This is a genomic window from Mesorhizobium sp. M7A.F.Ca.US.014.04.1.1, assembly GCF_003998745.1.
Classification (GTDB): domain Bacteria; phylum Pseudomonadota; class Alphaproteobacteria; order Rhizobiales; family Rhizobiaceae; genus Mesorhizobium; species Mesorhizobium ciceri.
On the sequence record NZ_RZRW01000079.1, the window covers coordinates 1 to 14,840 of the forward strand.

Here is a 14,840-nt window from a genome sequence, read left to right on the forward strand (position 1 = left end):
AAACCATGCGCATGTTCAATTGCCTGAAACTCGGCACGAGCCTGCTTGGCGCCGGCATGCTTGCAACCATCGTCTCGGCACCCGCCCACGCCGAGGATGCGGCGAAAGTCGCCGCCATCGTCAAAGGCCTCGACAATCCATTCTTCCAGACCATGCAGAAGGGCATCGAGGAGCAGGCCAAGGCCAACGGCGTCAGTGTCAGCGTCCAGGCCGCCGCCAACATGGGTGACGCCACCGGCCAGGCCGACCGCCTGACCGCCATGGCCATGCAGGATTTCGATTGCTACCTGGTCAACCCGATCAGCGTCTCCAACCTCGTCCAGGCGCTGGTGCCGGTCGCCCAAAAGAAGAAGCCGATCGTCAACATCGACTCGACCATCGACCCCGAGCAGGCCAAGGCCGCCGGCTTTGCCGTCTCGACCTATATCGGCACCGACAACGTCGCCGCAGGCGTGCTGGCCGGCGAAGAGATGCTGAAGCTGGTGCCTAAGGGTTCCAAGGTCGCGCTGGTCGCCGGCATCGTCGGCGATGTCGGCTCCAACGCCCGCATCAAGGGCTTCAGGCAGGCCGTCGAAGGCAAGCTCGAAATCGTGGTGATGGTCAGCGCTGACTGGGATCGCGAAAAGGCGTTGACCGCCGCCACCGATATCCTCGCCGCCCATCCGGACCTCGCCGGCTTCTTCGCCGCCAACGACATCATGGCCCTTGGCGTCGAGCGCGCCGTGCGGACGTCGGGCAAGGACGTCAAGGTGATCGGCCTAGACGGCATTGTCGATGCGCTGAAGTCGATCGCATCAGGCGAACTCACCGCCACCGTCGCCCAATACCCCTATGTCGTCGGCGCCATGGGCGTCGAAGCCTGTGCGGTCGCGGCCAAGGGCAAGGAACTGCCGGCCAACGTGCCGGCACCTGTGCTGTTGATCAACAAGGACAATGCCGAAGCGTCGCTAAAGAATTTTCCGCGTCCCGGCGGCGACTATCCCGATCCCTTCCGCGAGATGCTGAAGTGAGCACACCTGCAGACAACGCGCCCGCCGCCCATTCGGCGGGTGCGGAGGAGAGCCGTCCCTCCCTGGCGGCTCTCCTCCTCGATCCCTCCTTCTGGGCCGACTGGGCATCCGTCGTCGGCCTGGTCGGCCTCGTCATCGTCTTCGGCATCGCCCAGCCGGTCTTTCTCAGCGTCGCCAATCTGCAGGCGCTGCTGCTGGCGGCTGCGATCCTGGTCGTGCTGTCGATCGGCCAGACCTTCGTCATCGCCACCTCGGGCATCGATCTGTCGTTGGCGGCAGCCGTCATGCTCGGCGCCATCATCCTCGGCCTCGTCAATGCCGCCGGCTACGGCATCTTCATCGCCTGCGTGCTCGCGGTTCTCGCCACCAGCGCGGTGGGCTTCCTCAACGGGCTGATCATCACGGCAGGCAAAATCCCCGATTTCGTGGTGACGCTCGGCACGCTGTCGGGCATCACTGGCCTTGGCCTCATCCTGTCGGGCGGTGAACCGACCATGGTCGGCTCGACCTTCCTGCTCAGGCTCGCTTCCGGCTCGTTCGGACCGTTCAGCTATCCCGTATGGGTGGCGATCGCAGCCGTCATCGTCGCCCATATCGCGCTCTACCACACGCGTTTCGGCGTGCATCTGCTTGCCACCGGGGGCCAGGCCGAAAGTGCCGGCGCGCTCGGCATCCGCACCAACCGGGTCAAGATCGCCGCCTATACGATTTCCGGTCTCTGCGCCGGTGTCGCGGCCATTCTCCTGGTCGCCCGCATCGGCTCGGCCGAACCGCAGATCAACACCAGCCTGCTCTTGAATTCGGTGGCGGCGGTGGTGCTGGGCGGCGTCAGCCTGTTCGGCGGCCGCGCCAGCATTCTTGGGCCCGCCATCGGCGCGCTGATGCTCACGGCACTCGTCAATGGCCTGACCTTGCTCAATGTGTCGGCTTTCTACCAACCGCTTGCCGTGGGAGCCATCGTGGTGCTGGCGGCGCTGATCATGCGGTATCAGAAATGAGCGCTCCCCATCACATCCCCGCCGCTGAGGCGATCATCGCCTGCGAAGGGCTGAGCAAGCATTTCGGCGGCATCCGCGCCTTCACCGACGTCGCCTTCCAGGCCCGCCGCGGCGAGGTCACCGCCGTGATCGGCGACAATGGCGCCGGCAAGTCGACGCTGGTCCGCAGCCTGGTCGGCGTGCATCAGCCCGACGCCGGCGATCTGTTCTTCGACGGCCGGGCGCGGCCCTTCGCCAATCCCGACGAGGCGCGCAAGGCCGGCATCGAGACCGTGCACCAGAACCTGGCGCTGATCGACGAACTGACGGTCGCGCAGAACCTGTTCCTCAACCGCGAGATCGTGCGCCGCATCGGTCCCTTCGCTTTCCTCGACCGCAAGGCGATGAAACGCGAGGCCCGTTCCATGCTGTCGCGCCTGTCGATCAACGTGCCGTCGATCAACCAGCGTGTGCGGCGCCTGTCGGGCGGCCAGCGGCAGGCGATCTCGATCTGCCGCGCTGTCGGCTCCGGCGCCAAGCTGGTGGTGATGGACGAACCGACGGCGGCGCTCGGCGTGCAGGAGACGGCCAATGTCGAGGCGCTGATCCGACGCCTGCGCGAGCAGTCGGTCTCAGTCATCCTGGTCAGCCACAATTTCGATCAGGTCCGCCGCCTGTCCGACCAGATCTGGGTGATGCGGGCGGGAAAGATGGCGGCGACCGTGCGCGCCTCGGAGACATCAGGCAACGAGCTCGTCGCGCTGGTCACCGGCGCGGCATAGTCCTGCAGCATCAGACCTGAAATCAAAGGGAGTTTGCCGGTGGCACCAATTCGTGTCGGACTTATAGGTCTTGGAGAGGTCGCCCAGTCGATCCATCTGCCGGTGCTGAGCGATCAGCGCGAGCGCTGGGTGATCGCGGGCGTGTACGACGTGTCGCCCAGCCTGGTGGCGCTGTGCACCTCGCAACACCTGACGGCAAGAACCTTCGAGACGGCCGAGGCGCTAATAGCGTCACCCGACATCGACGCGGTGTTCGTGCTGTCATCCGACGACACCCACAGCCGCTTCGTGCACGCGGCGATTGCTGCCAACAAACATATCCTGCTGGAAAAGCCTGCCTGTCTGACGGTGCGCGAGATCGACGATCTGCTGGCGCTGATGCCGAGTTACGACAAGACCCTGTTCGTCGGCTATATGCGCCGCTACGCGCCGGCCTATCTGGCCGCCAGGGACGAGCTGCCGGCCTTCGCCGACATCACCCATGTCCGCATCTTCGACCTGATCTCGGAGGGCCGGCATTTCCTCAAGAAGAGCCAGAACGTCCTCTATCCCAACGACATAGACCCGGCCCTGCTGGCGCGTGGCGCCAAGGAGCGCGACGCGCTGATCCGCGAAGTCGTCGGTGCCGACGCGCCGGCCGACCTGGTGCGCGCCTATCGCGGGCTGACGGCGCTTTCCTCGCACCACATTTCAGCGATGCGCGGGCTGATCGGCGAGCCGGCGCGCGTGCTGGCCGCGCACCGCACCAATGGCGGCGCCAACACATCGGTCACCTTCGACTATGGCCATTTCGCTTGTCTCTACGACGCGGTGGTCGACGATCTCGGCCTGTTCGACGCAATGATCGAGGTGCGCTCCAACACCAGGCGCGTGCGCATCATCTACGACACGCCCTACATCCGCAGCCTGCCGACGCGGCTGGAGGTCACCGATGCCGGCCCGCTCGGCCCGGTGACGAAAGCCTTCGGCCCTCTCTACGGCGATGCTTTCTCGAATGAACTCGAGATTTTCCACCGCCACATCGCCGAAGGAACAAAGCCGCTGACCGACCTCGCCGATTCCCGCCGCGACCTGGCGCTGATGGCCGAAATCATCGAGCGTATGAAGGAGAGCGGCCAGCGTTGAGGCGCTCCCTACTGCCCTACTGCCCTACTGCCCTACTGCCCTACTGCCCTACTGCCCTACTGCCCTACTGCCCTACTGCCCTACTGCCCTACTGCCTTATTTCCCGCAGTGATGATCGTTGATCTTGTTCAATGCATTCGCGTCGGGTCCAACGCGATGGTAGGAGCACGCGCCAGCCGCCGTCGTCACCAACTGCTGATCGTAGTAGTGCGGGCCGCCGAACAGGATATCGATGAGATCGCCTTCGGCGGGAACGTAGCGTTCGGAGTGGACCCGGCGGTCGTAATGCCGGTCGCCAGCCAAGGCCGGGGCGCAAAGACTCGCGCCCGTAGCAACCGCGAGAGCTAGGATCGCAACGCATTTCGTGGTCATCGGCACACCCTTCTGGCCATTCCGGAATCGCACCATACATCCAAAACCGCCAGCCGGACAAAAGTTCCGAGAAGACCGCGATAGGCTCTTGCCGAAGCCTGCGGCCTCGCTCATCCATGGTGCGTGGAAATGTGGGATCCGTGATGACCGACGCCAGCCTTCACCTCGTCGAAGCGACGATCGACCAACTGCGCCGCGCGCTCGATCACGGCACCGTCACCAGCGTCGAACTGGTCGGGGCGTATCTCAGGCGCATCGCGCATTTCGACCGGCACGGCATCAGCCTCAATGCCGTCCCAGTGCTCAACCCTGACATGTTTGAGCAGGCGGCGGCCTCCGACCAGCGGCGCCGCAACGGCGCCGTGCTCGGACCGCTCGACGGCATCCCCTACACCGCCAAGGACAGCTACAAGGTTGCAGGCCTGACGGTGGCCGCCGGCTCGCCGGCCTTCGAGCATCTCATTGCCAATGAGGATGCCTTCACCATAGCCCGGCTGCGCGCCGGCGGTGCGGTGCTGATCGGGCTGACCAACATGCCGCCAATGGCCAATGGCGGCATGCAGCGCGGCGTCTATGGCCGCGCCGAAAGTCCGTACAATGGCGATTATCTCACCGCCGCCTTCGCATCGGGTTCGTCCAATGGCTCCGGCACGGCGACAGCGGCCAGCTTCTGCGCCTTCGGGCTTGGCGAGGAAACCTGGTCGTCCGGCCGCGCGCCGGCCACCAACAATGCGCTGGTCGCCTACACGCCGTCGCGCGGCGTCATTTCTGTGCGCGGCAACTGGCCCCTGGTGCCGACCATGGATGTCGTCGTGCCGCATACGCGCAGCGTGGCCGACATGCTCGAACTGCTCGATGTGATCGTCGCCGACGATCCCGAGGCGCGAGGCGATTTCTGGCGCGCGCAGCCTTGGGTCAAGCTGCCGAAAAGCTCCGATGTGCGGCCGCCCCGTTATACCGATCTCGCACTGGCGGGGTCGTTGAAAGGCAAGCGCCTGGGCGTGCCCAGAATGTATATCGGCCGCGACAGCGAGGCCGATGCGCCGATCGAAACCCGCGCCTCGGTGCTTGCCCTGTGGGAGCAGGCAGCGGCCGATCTCAAGCGGCTTGGCGCCGAGGTGATCGAGGTCGATTTCCCCGTCGTCTCCAACTACGAGCGCGACCGCCCCGGGGCGCGCACCATGGTCGAGCGCGGGCTGGTGCCGCAGGACTTCGCCGAGCGCGAACTCTGGGATCTCAGCATCTGGGGCTGGGACGACTTTTTGCGCGCCAATGCCGACCCGGCCGTGCCCGATCTCGTCTCCGTCGACGGCCCAAAGATCTTCCCGCAGCCGCCCGGCACGCTGCCCGACCGCTATGAGGGCGGCTTCGATCTGAGAGAATATGTGGAACGGGCGCGGTCCGGCGTCACGCCGTTCGCAGACATTCCAACGCTGGAAGACGGACTGAAGGGCGTCGAAGCAACAAGGCGGATCGATTTCGAGGTCTGGCTGGACGGCCAAGACATCGACGCCGTGGTGCTGCCCGCCGCCGCCGATGTCGGACCGGCCGATGCAGACATCGACGAGGCGTCCGCCGTCCTTGCCTGGCGCAATGGCACCTGGGTCGCCAACGGCAATCTGGTCTGGCGCCATTTTGGCATCCCGACCGTCACCGTGCCGATGGGAACCATGGCCGATATCGGCATGCCGGTCGGCCTGACCTTCGCCGGCAAGGCCTATGACGACGAAAGGCTGCTGCGCATGGCCGGCGACTACGAACAGTCGACCCGGCGCCGCACCCTGCCCCCACGCACGCCGGAACTGACTGAAGATGTATTTTCCCGCCGGCCCACGCAAACCGGTAGCGGCAAGGCACCTCCGCTCGTCATTGCGCTTGCCGCCGAGACGCGCACGACCGGCGATCAGGACGAGATCACCATCACCCTCGACCTGCCGATCGACGCCGAGGCGGAACACGCCAGCGTCAAGGTGCATGTCAACGGCGAGCCTGTCGCCATCCAGCGAAGCGGAGCGCGCTGCTGTGGACAGGCATTGGTTCCGGCCGCAGAGCACCAGCGGTTCCACAGCGTCTGGCGTGGCTCGTATGGCTCGATCGTGACGGCTATTGTGCGGCTGGAGGATGGGCGCAGCGCCGGCGCCTATCTGTTTACGGGCGGGATTGGATGAACGCCAGCAGCTAGGAAGGCAGCGAAGTCAGCCATTCTTCCCAAAATTCCTGCTGCATATGGACGAAAACCGGAACCACGTCGACGCCATCATCAAATATGTCGACCAGATCGCTCTCTTGCGGAAATTGCCCCGTCTTCACCTTGCAGGCTATCAATCCGCGACTTTTCTCCATCACGGTATTTTCCGGATAAACATTGGCGCTTGCTCCGTAACAGAAGGGTAGCAGGCCATCGACTTCGAGTGCCTGACGGATTTGGAACAGAGCCTCGAAAAAGTCTTCCTCTTCTGCCTCGATCACCTTGTCCCGATAACTGCATTTCAGATTGCAGGCAGCGCCGTTCACGTGCAGCGTGAACACGGCTTGCTCGTCGTCACCAACGGAACCTGCTCCGATCAGAAAAACAGTACGCTGATGGTCCATCTCATCCCCCTCGCCATGTGACGGGATGGTAGTACGACAACGGCCGCTTTCCAGCATGGCAGGGATTGGGACGCGGCCGCACTCCCTGCCGTCGTCATCCGCTGGCCGGGCGTCCCGCCGCAAAGGCAAGGTCCCGCCGAATGACATCCCGCTTGTCTTGCGACAGACCGGCAAGCAGCTTTTCATCGAGGCAGCCTGCTCGGATGAGATGAGTGAAGACATAAAGGAGCTGCGAATAGCGGTAGTCGAACGTCCGATCGATATCCCGCCGCTGTTCACGCAAATAGGCTTCCAGCTCCCACATCTGGGAGGGAACCGTCACCGCACTGGCCTTGCTCTTGAATTCGGCCATCGTCTTTGCGAGGGCCGCCTCAAGAGCCTTATCGAAGGCGTGGCGGGCGAGCTTCTTTTCGGAAGCGGACCAACTGGAATCGTTCATTGGATATCTCCGTAGATTTCCTGTGAATTCCATCAGATTTTCACGAACTTCGCCTGCTTCTACCCCCGCGCCGCCCAAAGCAAACCCCGCTCCACTATCAGCGCCATTTCCGGCACCGCGAACTCATCCGCCGTGTGACCAAGGGAACTGTAGAAAACCTTCCCCGCCCCATAGCGCCGTTTCCAGACGACCGGCATGACGACGCCGCCTATCCCCGGAAAATGCGCGTCGGTGAAGGTGGTGGTCGCCAGCACCTCATTGCTTGGGTCGACATGCATGTAATATTGCTCCGACCGGTAGGCGAAATCGCTGATGCCTTTTGTGATCGGATCGTCCGGCCGGGTGATCGCGACAGTGTAGTCGATGATGTTGCCGGGATGCGCCACCCATTGGCCGCCGGTCATGAACTGATAGTCAGGCTCATTGCGGAAACTGTCGCCCATCGTGCCGTGGAAACCGCCGAGCCCGCTTCCCCCGCGAACCGCAAGCGTCAGGTTCTGCAACTCGGCCTTTTCGATCGTCGACATCGTGATGACAGGCACGATGAGATCGAAGGAAGCAAGCTCCGGACCGGCGAACATCGCCGTGCCCTCACCCAGCGTGACGTCGAAGCCGTTTCGCTCAAGCAAGGTGCGAACGAGCTTCGCGCTCTGCTCCGGCGTATGGCCCTCCCAGCCGCCCCAGGCGATCAAGGCCTTCTTTGGCATTGTGTACCTCCCTGGAAAACTCGGCCCTGATCGATCCGGCGTCAGCGCCAGCCCAGCGCTGGAGCGACATGGGTCAGGATCGCCTCGATGACATGCGCGTTGTAGTCGACGCCGAGCTGGTTTGGAACGGTGAGCAACAGCGTATCCGCCTCGGCGATCGCCTCGTCCTGCGCCAATTCCTTGATCAGCACATCCGGCTCGGCCGCGTAGCTGCGCCCGAAAATCGCCTTGGTGTTCTCCTCGATGAAGCCGATCTGGTCGCGGCTCTCATTGCCGCGGCCGAAATAGGCGCGGTCGCGATCGTCGACCAGCGCGAAGATGCTGCGGCTGACCGAGACGCGCGGCTCGCGCTTGTGGCCGGCTGCCTTCCAGGCCTCGCGATAGATGCGGATCTGCTCGGCCTGCTGGATGTGGAACGGCTTGCCACTCTCGTCGAATTTGAGCGTCGAGCTCTGCAGGTTCATGCCGAGCTTGGCTGCCCATTCCGACGTGGCGTTGGTAGCCGCACCCCACCAGATCCGCTCGCGCAAACCCTCCGAATGCGGCTCGAGGCGCAAGAGGCCGGGCGGGTTGGGGAACATTGGCCGTGGATTGGGCTGGGCGAACCCCTCGCCGCGCAGCGTCTCGAGGAAGACCTCGGCGTGGTGCCTTGCCATGTCGGCGTCGCTCTGCCCTTCCGGCGGCGCGTAGCCAAAATGGCGCCAGCCATCGATCACCTGCTCGGGCGAGCCACGGCTGATGCCGAGCTGCAGGCGCCCGCCGGCGATGATGTCGGCGGCACCGGCATCCTCGGCCATGTAGAGCGGGTTCTCGTAGCGCATGTCGATGACCGCGGTGCCGATCTCGATGCGGCTGGTCCTGGCGCCGACCGCCGCCAGCAGCGGGAACGGCGACGCGAGCTGGCGGGCGAAGTGATGCACGCGAAAATACGCGCCGTCCGCGCCCAGCTGCTCGGCGGCGACAGCCAGCTCTATGGATTGCAAAAGCGCGTCCGAAGCCGAGCGCACTTGCGATTGCGACGAGGGCGTCCAGTGCCCGAACGACAGGAACCCGATTTTCTTCATAATCATGCGATATAAGGATGCGCGTCAGGCTTCAATGCAAAAGAGATTTTTTGGCGCCCGGATCAAGGCTCATGCATCGCTATTCTCGAAGGCGCCAATGCCTTGTGCGATCAGGTTGGTCGCCATCACCAGCGAGACGATTGCCCCGGAATTGAAGACGACGACCCACCATTTTCCGCCGGTCAGGAAGCCATAGCCGTCGGCGACGGCCAGTCCCCAGTCGGCCGATGGCGGCTGAATGCCGAGGCCGAGAAAGCTCAGCGTCGCGATCGAGAAGAACGCGTAGCCCAGCCTTGTGACGAGTTCGATGAGGATCGTTTCCCTGATGTTGGGCAGGATCTCCAGGAACATGATGGCGAGCGGGCCTTCACCGCCAAGCCGCGCGGCGCTGACATAGTCGCGCTGCTTCTGCTCACGCACGGCGGCGCGAACGGTGCGCGCCACCAGCGGCGCGTAGGCGATGCCGATCACCAGGATGACGGTCAGGTTCGACGGGCCGATCGCCACCAGCGTCATGGTGACGAGAACGATGAACGGAAACGCCATCAGCGTATCGAGCAGCCGCGCGCCGATGGCATCAGTGAGGCCCTCGAAATAGCCGAGCACCAGGCCGATGATGCTGCCGGCGGCAACCCCGGCCAGCGTCGCCAGCGGCGCAACCAGCAGGATGTCGCGCGAACCGACGATGATGCGGGACAGCACATCGCGGCCGAGCTGATCGGTCCCGAACCAGTGCAGCGCATCGGGCGGCGTCAGCGTCGCCAGGAAATCCTCGGCATAGGGATCGTAGGGAACGAAGAGGTTGCCTGCTATGGCGCAAGCGACCCAGAACAAAAGCAGCAGCAATCCGACCACGACCGACGGCGGCAATCCGGCGAAAGCACTGCGAATCCGGCGCACTGCCGAAAAGCCCGCCACGGCGCGCTGCAGTGCGGGAAACTCGGCCAGATCCGTCATGGCGAGGTCCGGCGGCGTTGCCGCGGATCGAGCAGCGCCAGCAAGAGGTCGCCGGCCGCCGCCGACAGCACGAAGATGGCCGCCATCACCAATACGCCTGCCTCCAGCATCGGGAAATCACGGGCCTTGGCCGCGTTCAGGACCAGATTGCCAAGTCCCTGGATGCCGAACAACGCCTCGATCACCACCAGCCCACCCAGCATGTATCCGGTCTGCGTCGCCAGCACCGCGACGGTCGGCGTCAGCGCATTGCGCAGCACGTGCCGAAAGATGATCTCGCGCCGCTCGAGCCCTTTCAGGACGGCGGTGCGCGTGTAATCGGCGGCGATCGCCTCGATCACGCCTGCTCGCGTCATCCGGGCGATATAGCCGGAAAGGTTCAGCACCAGCGGCAGCGCCGGCAGGATCAGATAATAGCCATGCGTCCAGAAGCCCGCGCCATCGGGCGCAACTCCGGAGATCGGGAACCAGTTCAGCCACAGGCCGAAAACGATGAGCAGCATCAGGCCGGAAACGAAATCAGGCACAATGCCGAAGGAGACGCCCGCCATCACGATCAGCCGGTCGATGAGGCGGCCCGCATTGAGACCGGCGATGACGCCGGCACCAACGCCGAGCGGAACGAGGAAGAGCAAAATAATCCCGGCAAGCGCCGCGGAGCGCTTGAGGCTTTCCAGCACGAAGGGCGCCACCGGCCCGCGCATCGACAGCGAGGTGCCGAAGTCACCGGTGACCGCTTTGCTGAACCAGAGCCAATACTGGACGAGAACCGGCTGGTCGGCGCCTAGCCGCTTGTTCAGTTCCGCCACCGCTTGCGCGTCGGCAAAAGGCCCGAGCATGACACGGCCCACATCGCCGGGCAGGACCTGCCCGGCGAAGAACACCAGAATGCTGACCAGCCACAGGGTGAGGACAAGTGTGCCCACACGCGCTGACAGAATGCGACCGGTCAGCATGTCGCGATCATGCCTGGACGAAGGAAACGCGGTCGAGCAGGAGATGCGAAATCGCGGTGAAGCGTACGCCCTCGACCTTGGAGCTGACGATGCGGCTGTATTGCGAGAAGTAGCTGATGATCGCCGGCGTCTCGTCGAGCAGCAAGGTCTGGATCTTGCGGGCAACAAGGCGCTGTGCCTGCAGGTCGCGCGCCTTCGAGTAGTCAAGCAGCAGCGCGTCATAGGCCGGGTTGTTGAAATGTGCCGCGTTCCAAGCTCCCGAACTCTTTAGCGTGGCGTTGAGGAAGATGTCGGGCGTGCCGCGGTGGCCATAGTCGGTGATGCCGAGCACCGAATCCAGCCATGGCGAACTGCCAAACGTCGCCGAGCCGTAATAGGCGTCCTGCGGCAGGACATTGAGCTTGACGTCGATGCCGGCCTTATTGGCGAAGTTCTGGATGATGACCGCATAGTCGGGAATGTCATAGGCGCGTTCGGTGGTCAGCGTCACCTCGAAGCCGTTGGGCACGCCCGCCTCGCCAAGCAGCCGCTTGGCCTCGGCAATGTCCTGCTTGCGCTGCGGCACCGATGGATCGGCCGAGGGGAAGATCGGCGCGAACGGCGTGTCGTTGCCGACGATGGCGCGGCCCTTGAGCAGGCCCTTGACCACAGCCTCTCGGTCGATCGTGAGCGCCAGCGCGCGGCGGATGCGCTTGTCGGTAAACGGCGCCTGGTCGGTCCTGAGATGCACCTGGTCGTGCGAGCTCGCCTGCACGCTCAGCAGCTTGAAGTTGGGATTGCCCTCGATCGCCAGCTCCAGCCGCGTCGTGCTTGGGATCACGTCGAGCTGGCCGGCCTGCAAAGCCAGCACCTGTGCCTGCTCGTCGTCGAAGAACTTGATCTCGATCCGGTCGGGCAGCGCCTTGTCGCCCCAGTAATTCTCATTGCGCACGAAGCTGGCGCCTTGCTTGGGGCGGAAGGATTCGAGCTTGAACGGACCGGTGCCGTTGAAAGTCTTCTCGAAATCACCGGCATAGTCGGCAGGCAGGATGACGGCATTGTAGACGTCGGAGGAGACATAGAACGGGAAGTTGCTGTTCGGACCGTCGAGATCGAAGGCGACGGTTTCGTCGTCGACCAGCTTGGCGCCGCCCTTGGACAGGATGCCCTTGTAGGCGGACAACGCCGACGAGCCGCTGGCCGGATCGACCAGCCGCTCGAAGCTCGCCACAACGTCTTTGGCGGTGACCGCGCGGCCATCGTGGAATTTTACCCCTTGCCGCAATTTGAAGGTCCAGCGGCTGGCCGTCTCGTTGGCCTCCCAGGACAGAGCCAGCTTCGGCTGCAGACCATCCTTCGGATCGTCGAGGATCAGATACTCGCCGACCTGGCTGATCACCCCGATGCTGGCCGGATCGGTGACCGAAACCGGATCGATCGCCTTGGTCGGCTGGCCGAGCCCGACGCGAACCGTGCCGCCGCCGGCAGCCGCGGCGCGCGCGCCTCCCAACCCCTGCGAGGCGGCAAAGCCGGTCAGGCCGAGCAGTGCGGCATATCTGAGGAGATCGCGGCGCTTGAGAAAGCCGCCCTGATGTTCGTCGACGGCGACATTCCAGATGTCCCCCGACAGATTGCGAACTGCGTCGATATCTCTGCGTCTGGTCATTTTGAAACCCTGCTTTGAAATGAAGATTGAAAATCTATGCGACGGGCTCGCCGTCGAGATGGATGCGGTCGACGGCCTGCGGATAGAAGGCGATGAGGCCCTTGATCTTCGGCATTTCCTCAATGGGATCCCGGTAGCTCCAGGCGATATCAGGGCGCACCGAACCGTCGCTCAGCAGGCCGGACCAGTAAGAGGCGATGCCCTTGTAGGGACATCGCGTCGTGGTGACGGACGCCGTCAGCCGCTCCAGCCGGATGTCTTCCGCGGGCAGATAAAAACGCGTCGGCAGATGCGTCTCGAACAGCAGCACCGGGCGGTGGCTGTCGGCGATCGGCTCGCCGTCGAACCAGATCTGCAAATGGCTCGAGCTTTGCAGAACATCGATGCGTGCATAGGGATCGCGGGCGTGGACGAAGACTTCCTCTTCCTCCTCGAACCACTGGTCGACGGCCTTCCAGGTGAATGCAATGCGGCCGGCCAGCGGCGCCAGGTTTTCATCCGGCGGTGACACGAACGACCACGCCGCGTTGGCGCTGCGCCTGTCGCCGCTGTCGATATCCCAATAGGCGGTCTCGCCACCGACCGGATGCGGCTCGCGATGCAGCGAAGGTTTCAGCACCGATGGGTCGACCGCTGACGGCGGGAAGAAATAGATCGGCAGGAAATGGTTGGAGCGCAGCACCAGCACGTTGCGGCTGTCGGCGATGGTGCGGCCGCCGAATTTGACGCGCACACGCTTGGGGCTGTGCAGGACATTGACGAGCTGCGGCGCGGTCGCTTCGCGTGGCTGCAATCTTGGTGCGACGGTCATGATCGTTCTTCCGGTCAGGACACGGCACGCGCATTGTCGCGCTGCTCGGCGAAGCGGTTGGCGGGCCGCGCCAGGCCGAAACGGTCGCGCAGCGTTCCCGGCCCGTATTCGGTCGGGAAGACGCCGCGCCGCTGCAGCTCCGGCACCACCTGTTCGGCAAAATTCACCCAGTCTTCTGGCAGCAGCGGGAACATCAGGTTGAAGCCGTCAGCGGCACCCGAAACGAACCAGTCCTGCAACTGGTCCGCGATCTGTACCGGCGTGCCGGCAACCGTCGGCACCGAACCGCTGTTGGCGAGCTTGCGCGCGATCTCGCGCAGGCTGAGATTCTGCTTCGCCCACTGCTTGACCCGGTTGAGCGATGTGCGCCCGCCATTGAACGTGCTTTCGTCCGGCAGCGGCGGCAGCGGCCCGTCCGGCGGGAACAGCGACAGGTCCAACCCGCTCCAGCTCGACAGAAGGTCGATGCCGACCTGATCCGGCAGCAAGGTCTGCAGGTATTCTTGCTTTTCCCGGCCTTCCGCTTCGGAGGCGGCGACGATCGGCAGGATGCCGGGCAGGATCTTGAAGCTCTCCGGCCGCCTGCCGTGGCGGGCCAGCCGCTCGTTGATGTCCTGACGGTATTTGATGCCATCCTCCTTGGTGCTGTAGATGGCGAAGTGCGCATCGGCCTGGGCGGTGGCGAAGTTCTTGCCATCTTCGGACGAGCCGGCCTGGACGATTAGCGGATGGCCTTGCGGCGGCCGCGAGACGTTGAGCGGCCCACGCACCTTGAAGTGCTTGCCCTTGTGATCGATAGGATGGACCTTGTCGGGGTCGGCGAAATGGCCTGACGCCTTGTCGATCAGCAGCGCCTCGTCTTCCCAGCTGTCCCACAGCGCCTTGACGATATCGAGGAATTCGGCCGCGCGCTCATAGCGGAAAGCATGTTCGATATTGCCGTCGCGGCCGAAATTGCGCGCCTCCTCATCCATGGCCGAGGTGACGACGTTCCACGACGCCCTGCCCTTGCTGATATGGTCGAGCGAGGCGAACATGCGCGCCACATTGTACGGCTCGCTGTAGGAACTCGACGCCGTGGTGATCAGGCCGATATGCTTGGTCACGCTAGCCAGCGCCGATAGCAGCGTCAGCGGTTCGAGGCGGGCATTGGCGTAATGGGCGACGCCGCTCTTGACTGAATCCCAGATCGACACGTGGTCGGCGACGAAGATGGTGTCGATCCTGGCGCGTTCGGCCGCCTGCACGAGATCGCGGTAGAATTCGAAATCCAGTACCTCCCGCCCCGGCGCCCTCGGGTGGCGCCACGACATCCGATGATCGCCCTGCGGGTTGAAGAAGAATGCGCTGAGGATCATGTGGTCTCGAGCCATGCCGGGCCTCCTTCCAGATCTGCTCCGGAG

15 protein-coding genes are annotated in these 14,840 nt (G+C 64.1%); 5 read left to right on the forward strand and 10 right to left on the reverse strand.

Annotated features, from left to right (window positions below; genetic code table 11):
* The 4 genes from EOA22_RS08085 to EOA22_RS08100 form a co-directional block, all read left to right on the forward strand.
* Positions 1-1,010 (forward strand): substrate-binding domain-containing protein (locus EOA22_RS08085; protein WP_245478607.1); only part of this gene is annotated, 1,010 nt, incomplete at its 5' end.
* A complete protein-coding gene (locus tag EOA22_RS08090) occupies positions 1,007-2,008 on the forward strand; it encodes an ABC transporter permease (RefSeq protein WP_063168678.1) in 1,002 nt (333 codons plus the stop codon). The genes EOA22_RS08085 and EOA22_RS08090, both read left to right, overlap by 4 nt.
* The gene (locus tag EOA22_RS08095) at positions 2,005-2,769 is read left to right on the forward strand and encodes an ATP-binding cassette domain-containing protein (protein WP_063168679.1); all 765 of its coding nucleotides are present in this window, start codon (positions 2,005-2,007) and stop codon (positions 2,767-2,769) included. Before EOA22_RS08090 ends, EOA22_RS08095 begins: the two co-directional genes overlap by 4 nt.
* Before the next feature lie 39 nt (positions 2,770-2,808).
* Positions 2,809-3,894, forward strand: a complete 1,086-nt coding sequence (locus tag EOA22_RS08100; protein ID WP_063170299.1) for a Gfo/Idh/MocA family oxidoreductase — start codon at positions 2,809-2,811, stop codon at positions 3,892-3,894.
* A gap of 96 nt (positions 3,895-3,990) precedes the next feature.
* Here EOA22_RS08100 and EOA22_RS08105 read toward each other — a convergent pair whose 3' ends face one another.
* Positions 3,991-4,266 (reverse strand): hypothetical protein, encoded by a 276-nt coding sequence (locus EOA22_RS08105; protein ID WP_024503933.1) that lies wholly within the window; start codon positions 4,264-4,266, stop codon positions 3,991-3,993.
* A gap of 143 nt (positions 4,267-4,409) precedes the next feature.
* Here EOA22_RS08105 and EOA22_RS08110 point away from each other — a divergent pair, with 143 nt between their 5' ends.
* Positions 4,410-6,434 (forward strand): amidase, encoded by a 2,025-nt coding sequence (locus tag EOA22_RS08110; RefSeq protein WP_127389914.1) that lies wholly within the window; start codon positions 4,410-4,412, stop codon positions 6,432-6,434.
* A gap of 10 nt (positions 6,435-6,444) precedes the next feature.
* Here the strand turns inward: EOA22_RS08110 and EOA22_RS08115 are convergent, their stop codons facing one another.
* The 9 genes from EOA22_RS08115 to EOA22_RS08155 form a co-directional block, all read right to left on the reverse strand.
* Positions 6,445-6,858, reverse strand: a complete 414-nt coding sequence (locus EOA22_RS08115) for a hypothetical protein (RefSeq protein ID WP_063168681.1) — start codon at positions 6,856-6,858, stop codon at positions 6,445-6,447.
* Between the two features lie 94 nt (positions 6,859-6,952).
* Positions 6,953-7,297: a hypothetical protein gene (locus tag EOA22_RS08120; RefSeq protein WP_013530500.1), complete on the reverse strand. Its 345-nt coding sequence runs from the start codon at positions 7,295-7,297 to the stop codon at positions 6,953-6,955.
* 59 nt (positions 7,298-7,356) lie between these two features.
* Positions 7,357-8,004 carry a ThuA domain-containing protein gene (locus EOA22_RS08125; protein WP_063168682.1) on the reverse strand — a complete coding sequence of 216 codons (648 nt, stop codon included), beginning with the start codon at positions 8,002-8,004 and terminating at the stop codon, positions 7,357-7,359.
* Positions 8,005-8,045: 41 nt separating this feature from the next.
* Complete coding sequence (locus tag EOA22_RS08130) at positions 8,046-9,068, reverse strand: LLM class flavin-dependent oxidoreductase (protein WP_063168683.1); 1,023 nt, start codon at positions 9,066-9,068, stop codon at positions 8,046-8,048.
* A 69-nt stretch (positions 9,069-9,137) separates the two neighbouring features.
* Positions 9,138-10,025: an ABC transporter permease gene (locus EOA22_RS08135; RefSeq protein ID WP_013530497.1), complete on the reverse strand. Its 888-nt coding sequence runs from the start codon at positions 10,023-10,025 to the stop codon at positions 9,138-9,140.
* Positions 10,022-10,981: an ABC transporter permease gene (locus tag EOA22_RS08140; RefSeq protein ID WP_013530496.1), complete on the reverse strand. Its 960-nt coding sequence runs from the start codon at positions 10,979-10,981 to the stop codon at positions 10,022-10,024. Before EOA22_RS08140 ends, EOA22_RS08135 begins: the two co-directional genes overlap by 4 nt.
* 7 nt (positions 10,982-10,988) lie before the next feature.
* Complete coding sequence (locus EOA22_RS08145; protein ID WP_127389915.1) at positions 10,989-12,626, reverse strand: ABC transporter substrate-binding protein; 1,638 nt, start codon at positions 12,624-12,626, stop codon at positions 10,989-10,991.
* A 34-nt stretch (positions 12,627-12,660) separates the two neighbouring features.
* Positions 12,661-13,437 (reverse strand): DUF427 domain-containing protein, encoded by a 777-nt coding sequence (locus EOA22_RS08150; RefSeq protein ID WP_024503939.1) that lies wholly within the window; start codon positions 13,435-13,437, stop codon positions 12,661-12,663.
* Between the two features lie 14 nt (positions 13,438-13,451).
* On the reverse strand, positions 13,452-14,810 hold the full coding sequence (locus EOA22_RS08155; RefSeq protein WP_024503940.1) for an LLM class flavin-dependent oxidoreductase: 1,359 nt from the start codon (positions 14,808-14,810) through the stop codon (positions 13,452-13,454).
* Positions 14,811-14,840 lie beyond the last annotated feature (30 nt).

Excerpts from the sequence above, each read along its gene's own strand:
- EOA22_RS08095 (WP_063168679.1), top strand. The coding sequence starts at position 2,005 with ATGAGCGCTCCCCATCACATCCCCGCCGCTGAGGCGATCATCGCCTGC.
- EOA22_RS08105 (WP_024503933.1), bottom strand. The coding sequence starts at position 4,266 with ATGACCACGAAATGCGTTGCGATCCTAGCTCTCGCGGTTGCTACGGGC.
- EOA22_RS08110 (WP_127389914.1), top strand. The coding sequence starts at position 4,410 with ATGACCGACGCCAGCCTTCACCTCGTCGAAGCGACGATCGACCAACTG.
- EOA22_RS08115 (WP_063168681.1), bottom strand. The coding sequence starts at position 6,858 with ATGGACCATCAGCGTACTGTTTTTCTGATCGGAGCAGGTTCCGTTGGT.
- EOA22_RS08120 (WP_013530500.1), bottom strand. The coding sequence starts at position 7,297 with ATGAACGATTCCAGTTGGTCCGCTTCCGAAAAGAAGCTCGCCCGCCAC.
- EOA22_RS08125 (WP_063168682.1), bottom strand. The coding sequence starts at position 8,004 with ATGCCAAAGAAGGCCTTGATCGCCTGGGGCGGCTGGGAGGGCCATACG.
- EOA22_RS08130 (WP_063168683.1), bottom strand. The coding sequence starts at position 9,068 with ATGAAGAAAATCGGGTTCCTGTCGTTCGGGCACTGGACGCCCTCGTCG.
- EOA22_RS08135 (WP_013530497.1), bottom strand. The coding sequence starts at position 10,025 with ATGACGGATCTGGCCGAGTTTCCCGCACTGCAGCGCGCCGTGGCGGGC.
- EOA22_RS08140 (WP_013530496.1), bottom strand. The coding sequence starts at position 10,981 with ATGCTGACCGGTCGCATTCTGTCAGCGCGTGTGGGCACACTTGTCCTC.
- EOA22_RS08145 (WP_127389915.1), bottom strand. The coding sequence starts at position 12,626 with ATGACCAGACGCAGAGATATCGACGCAGTTCGCAATCTGTCGGGGGAC.
- EOA22_RS08150 (WP_024503939.1), bottom strand. The coding sequence starts at position 13,437 with ATGACCGTCGCACCAAGATTGCAGCCACGCGAAGCGACCGCGCCGCAG.
- EOA22_RS08155 (WP_024503940.1), bottom strand. The coding sequence starts at position 14,810 with ATGGCTCGAGACCACATGATCCTCAGCGCATTCTTCTTCAACCCGCAG.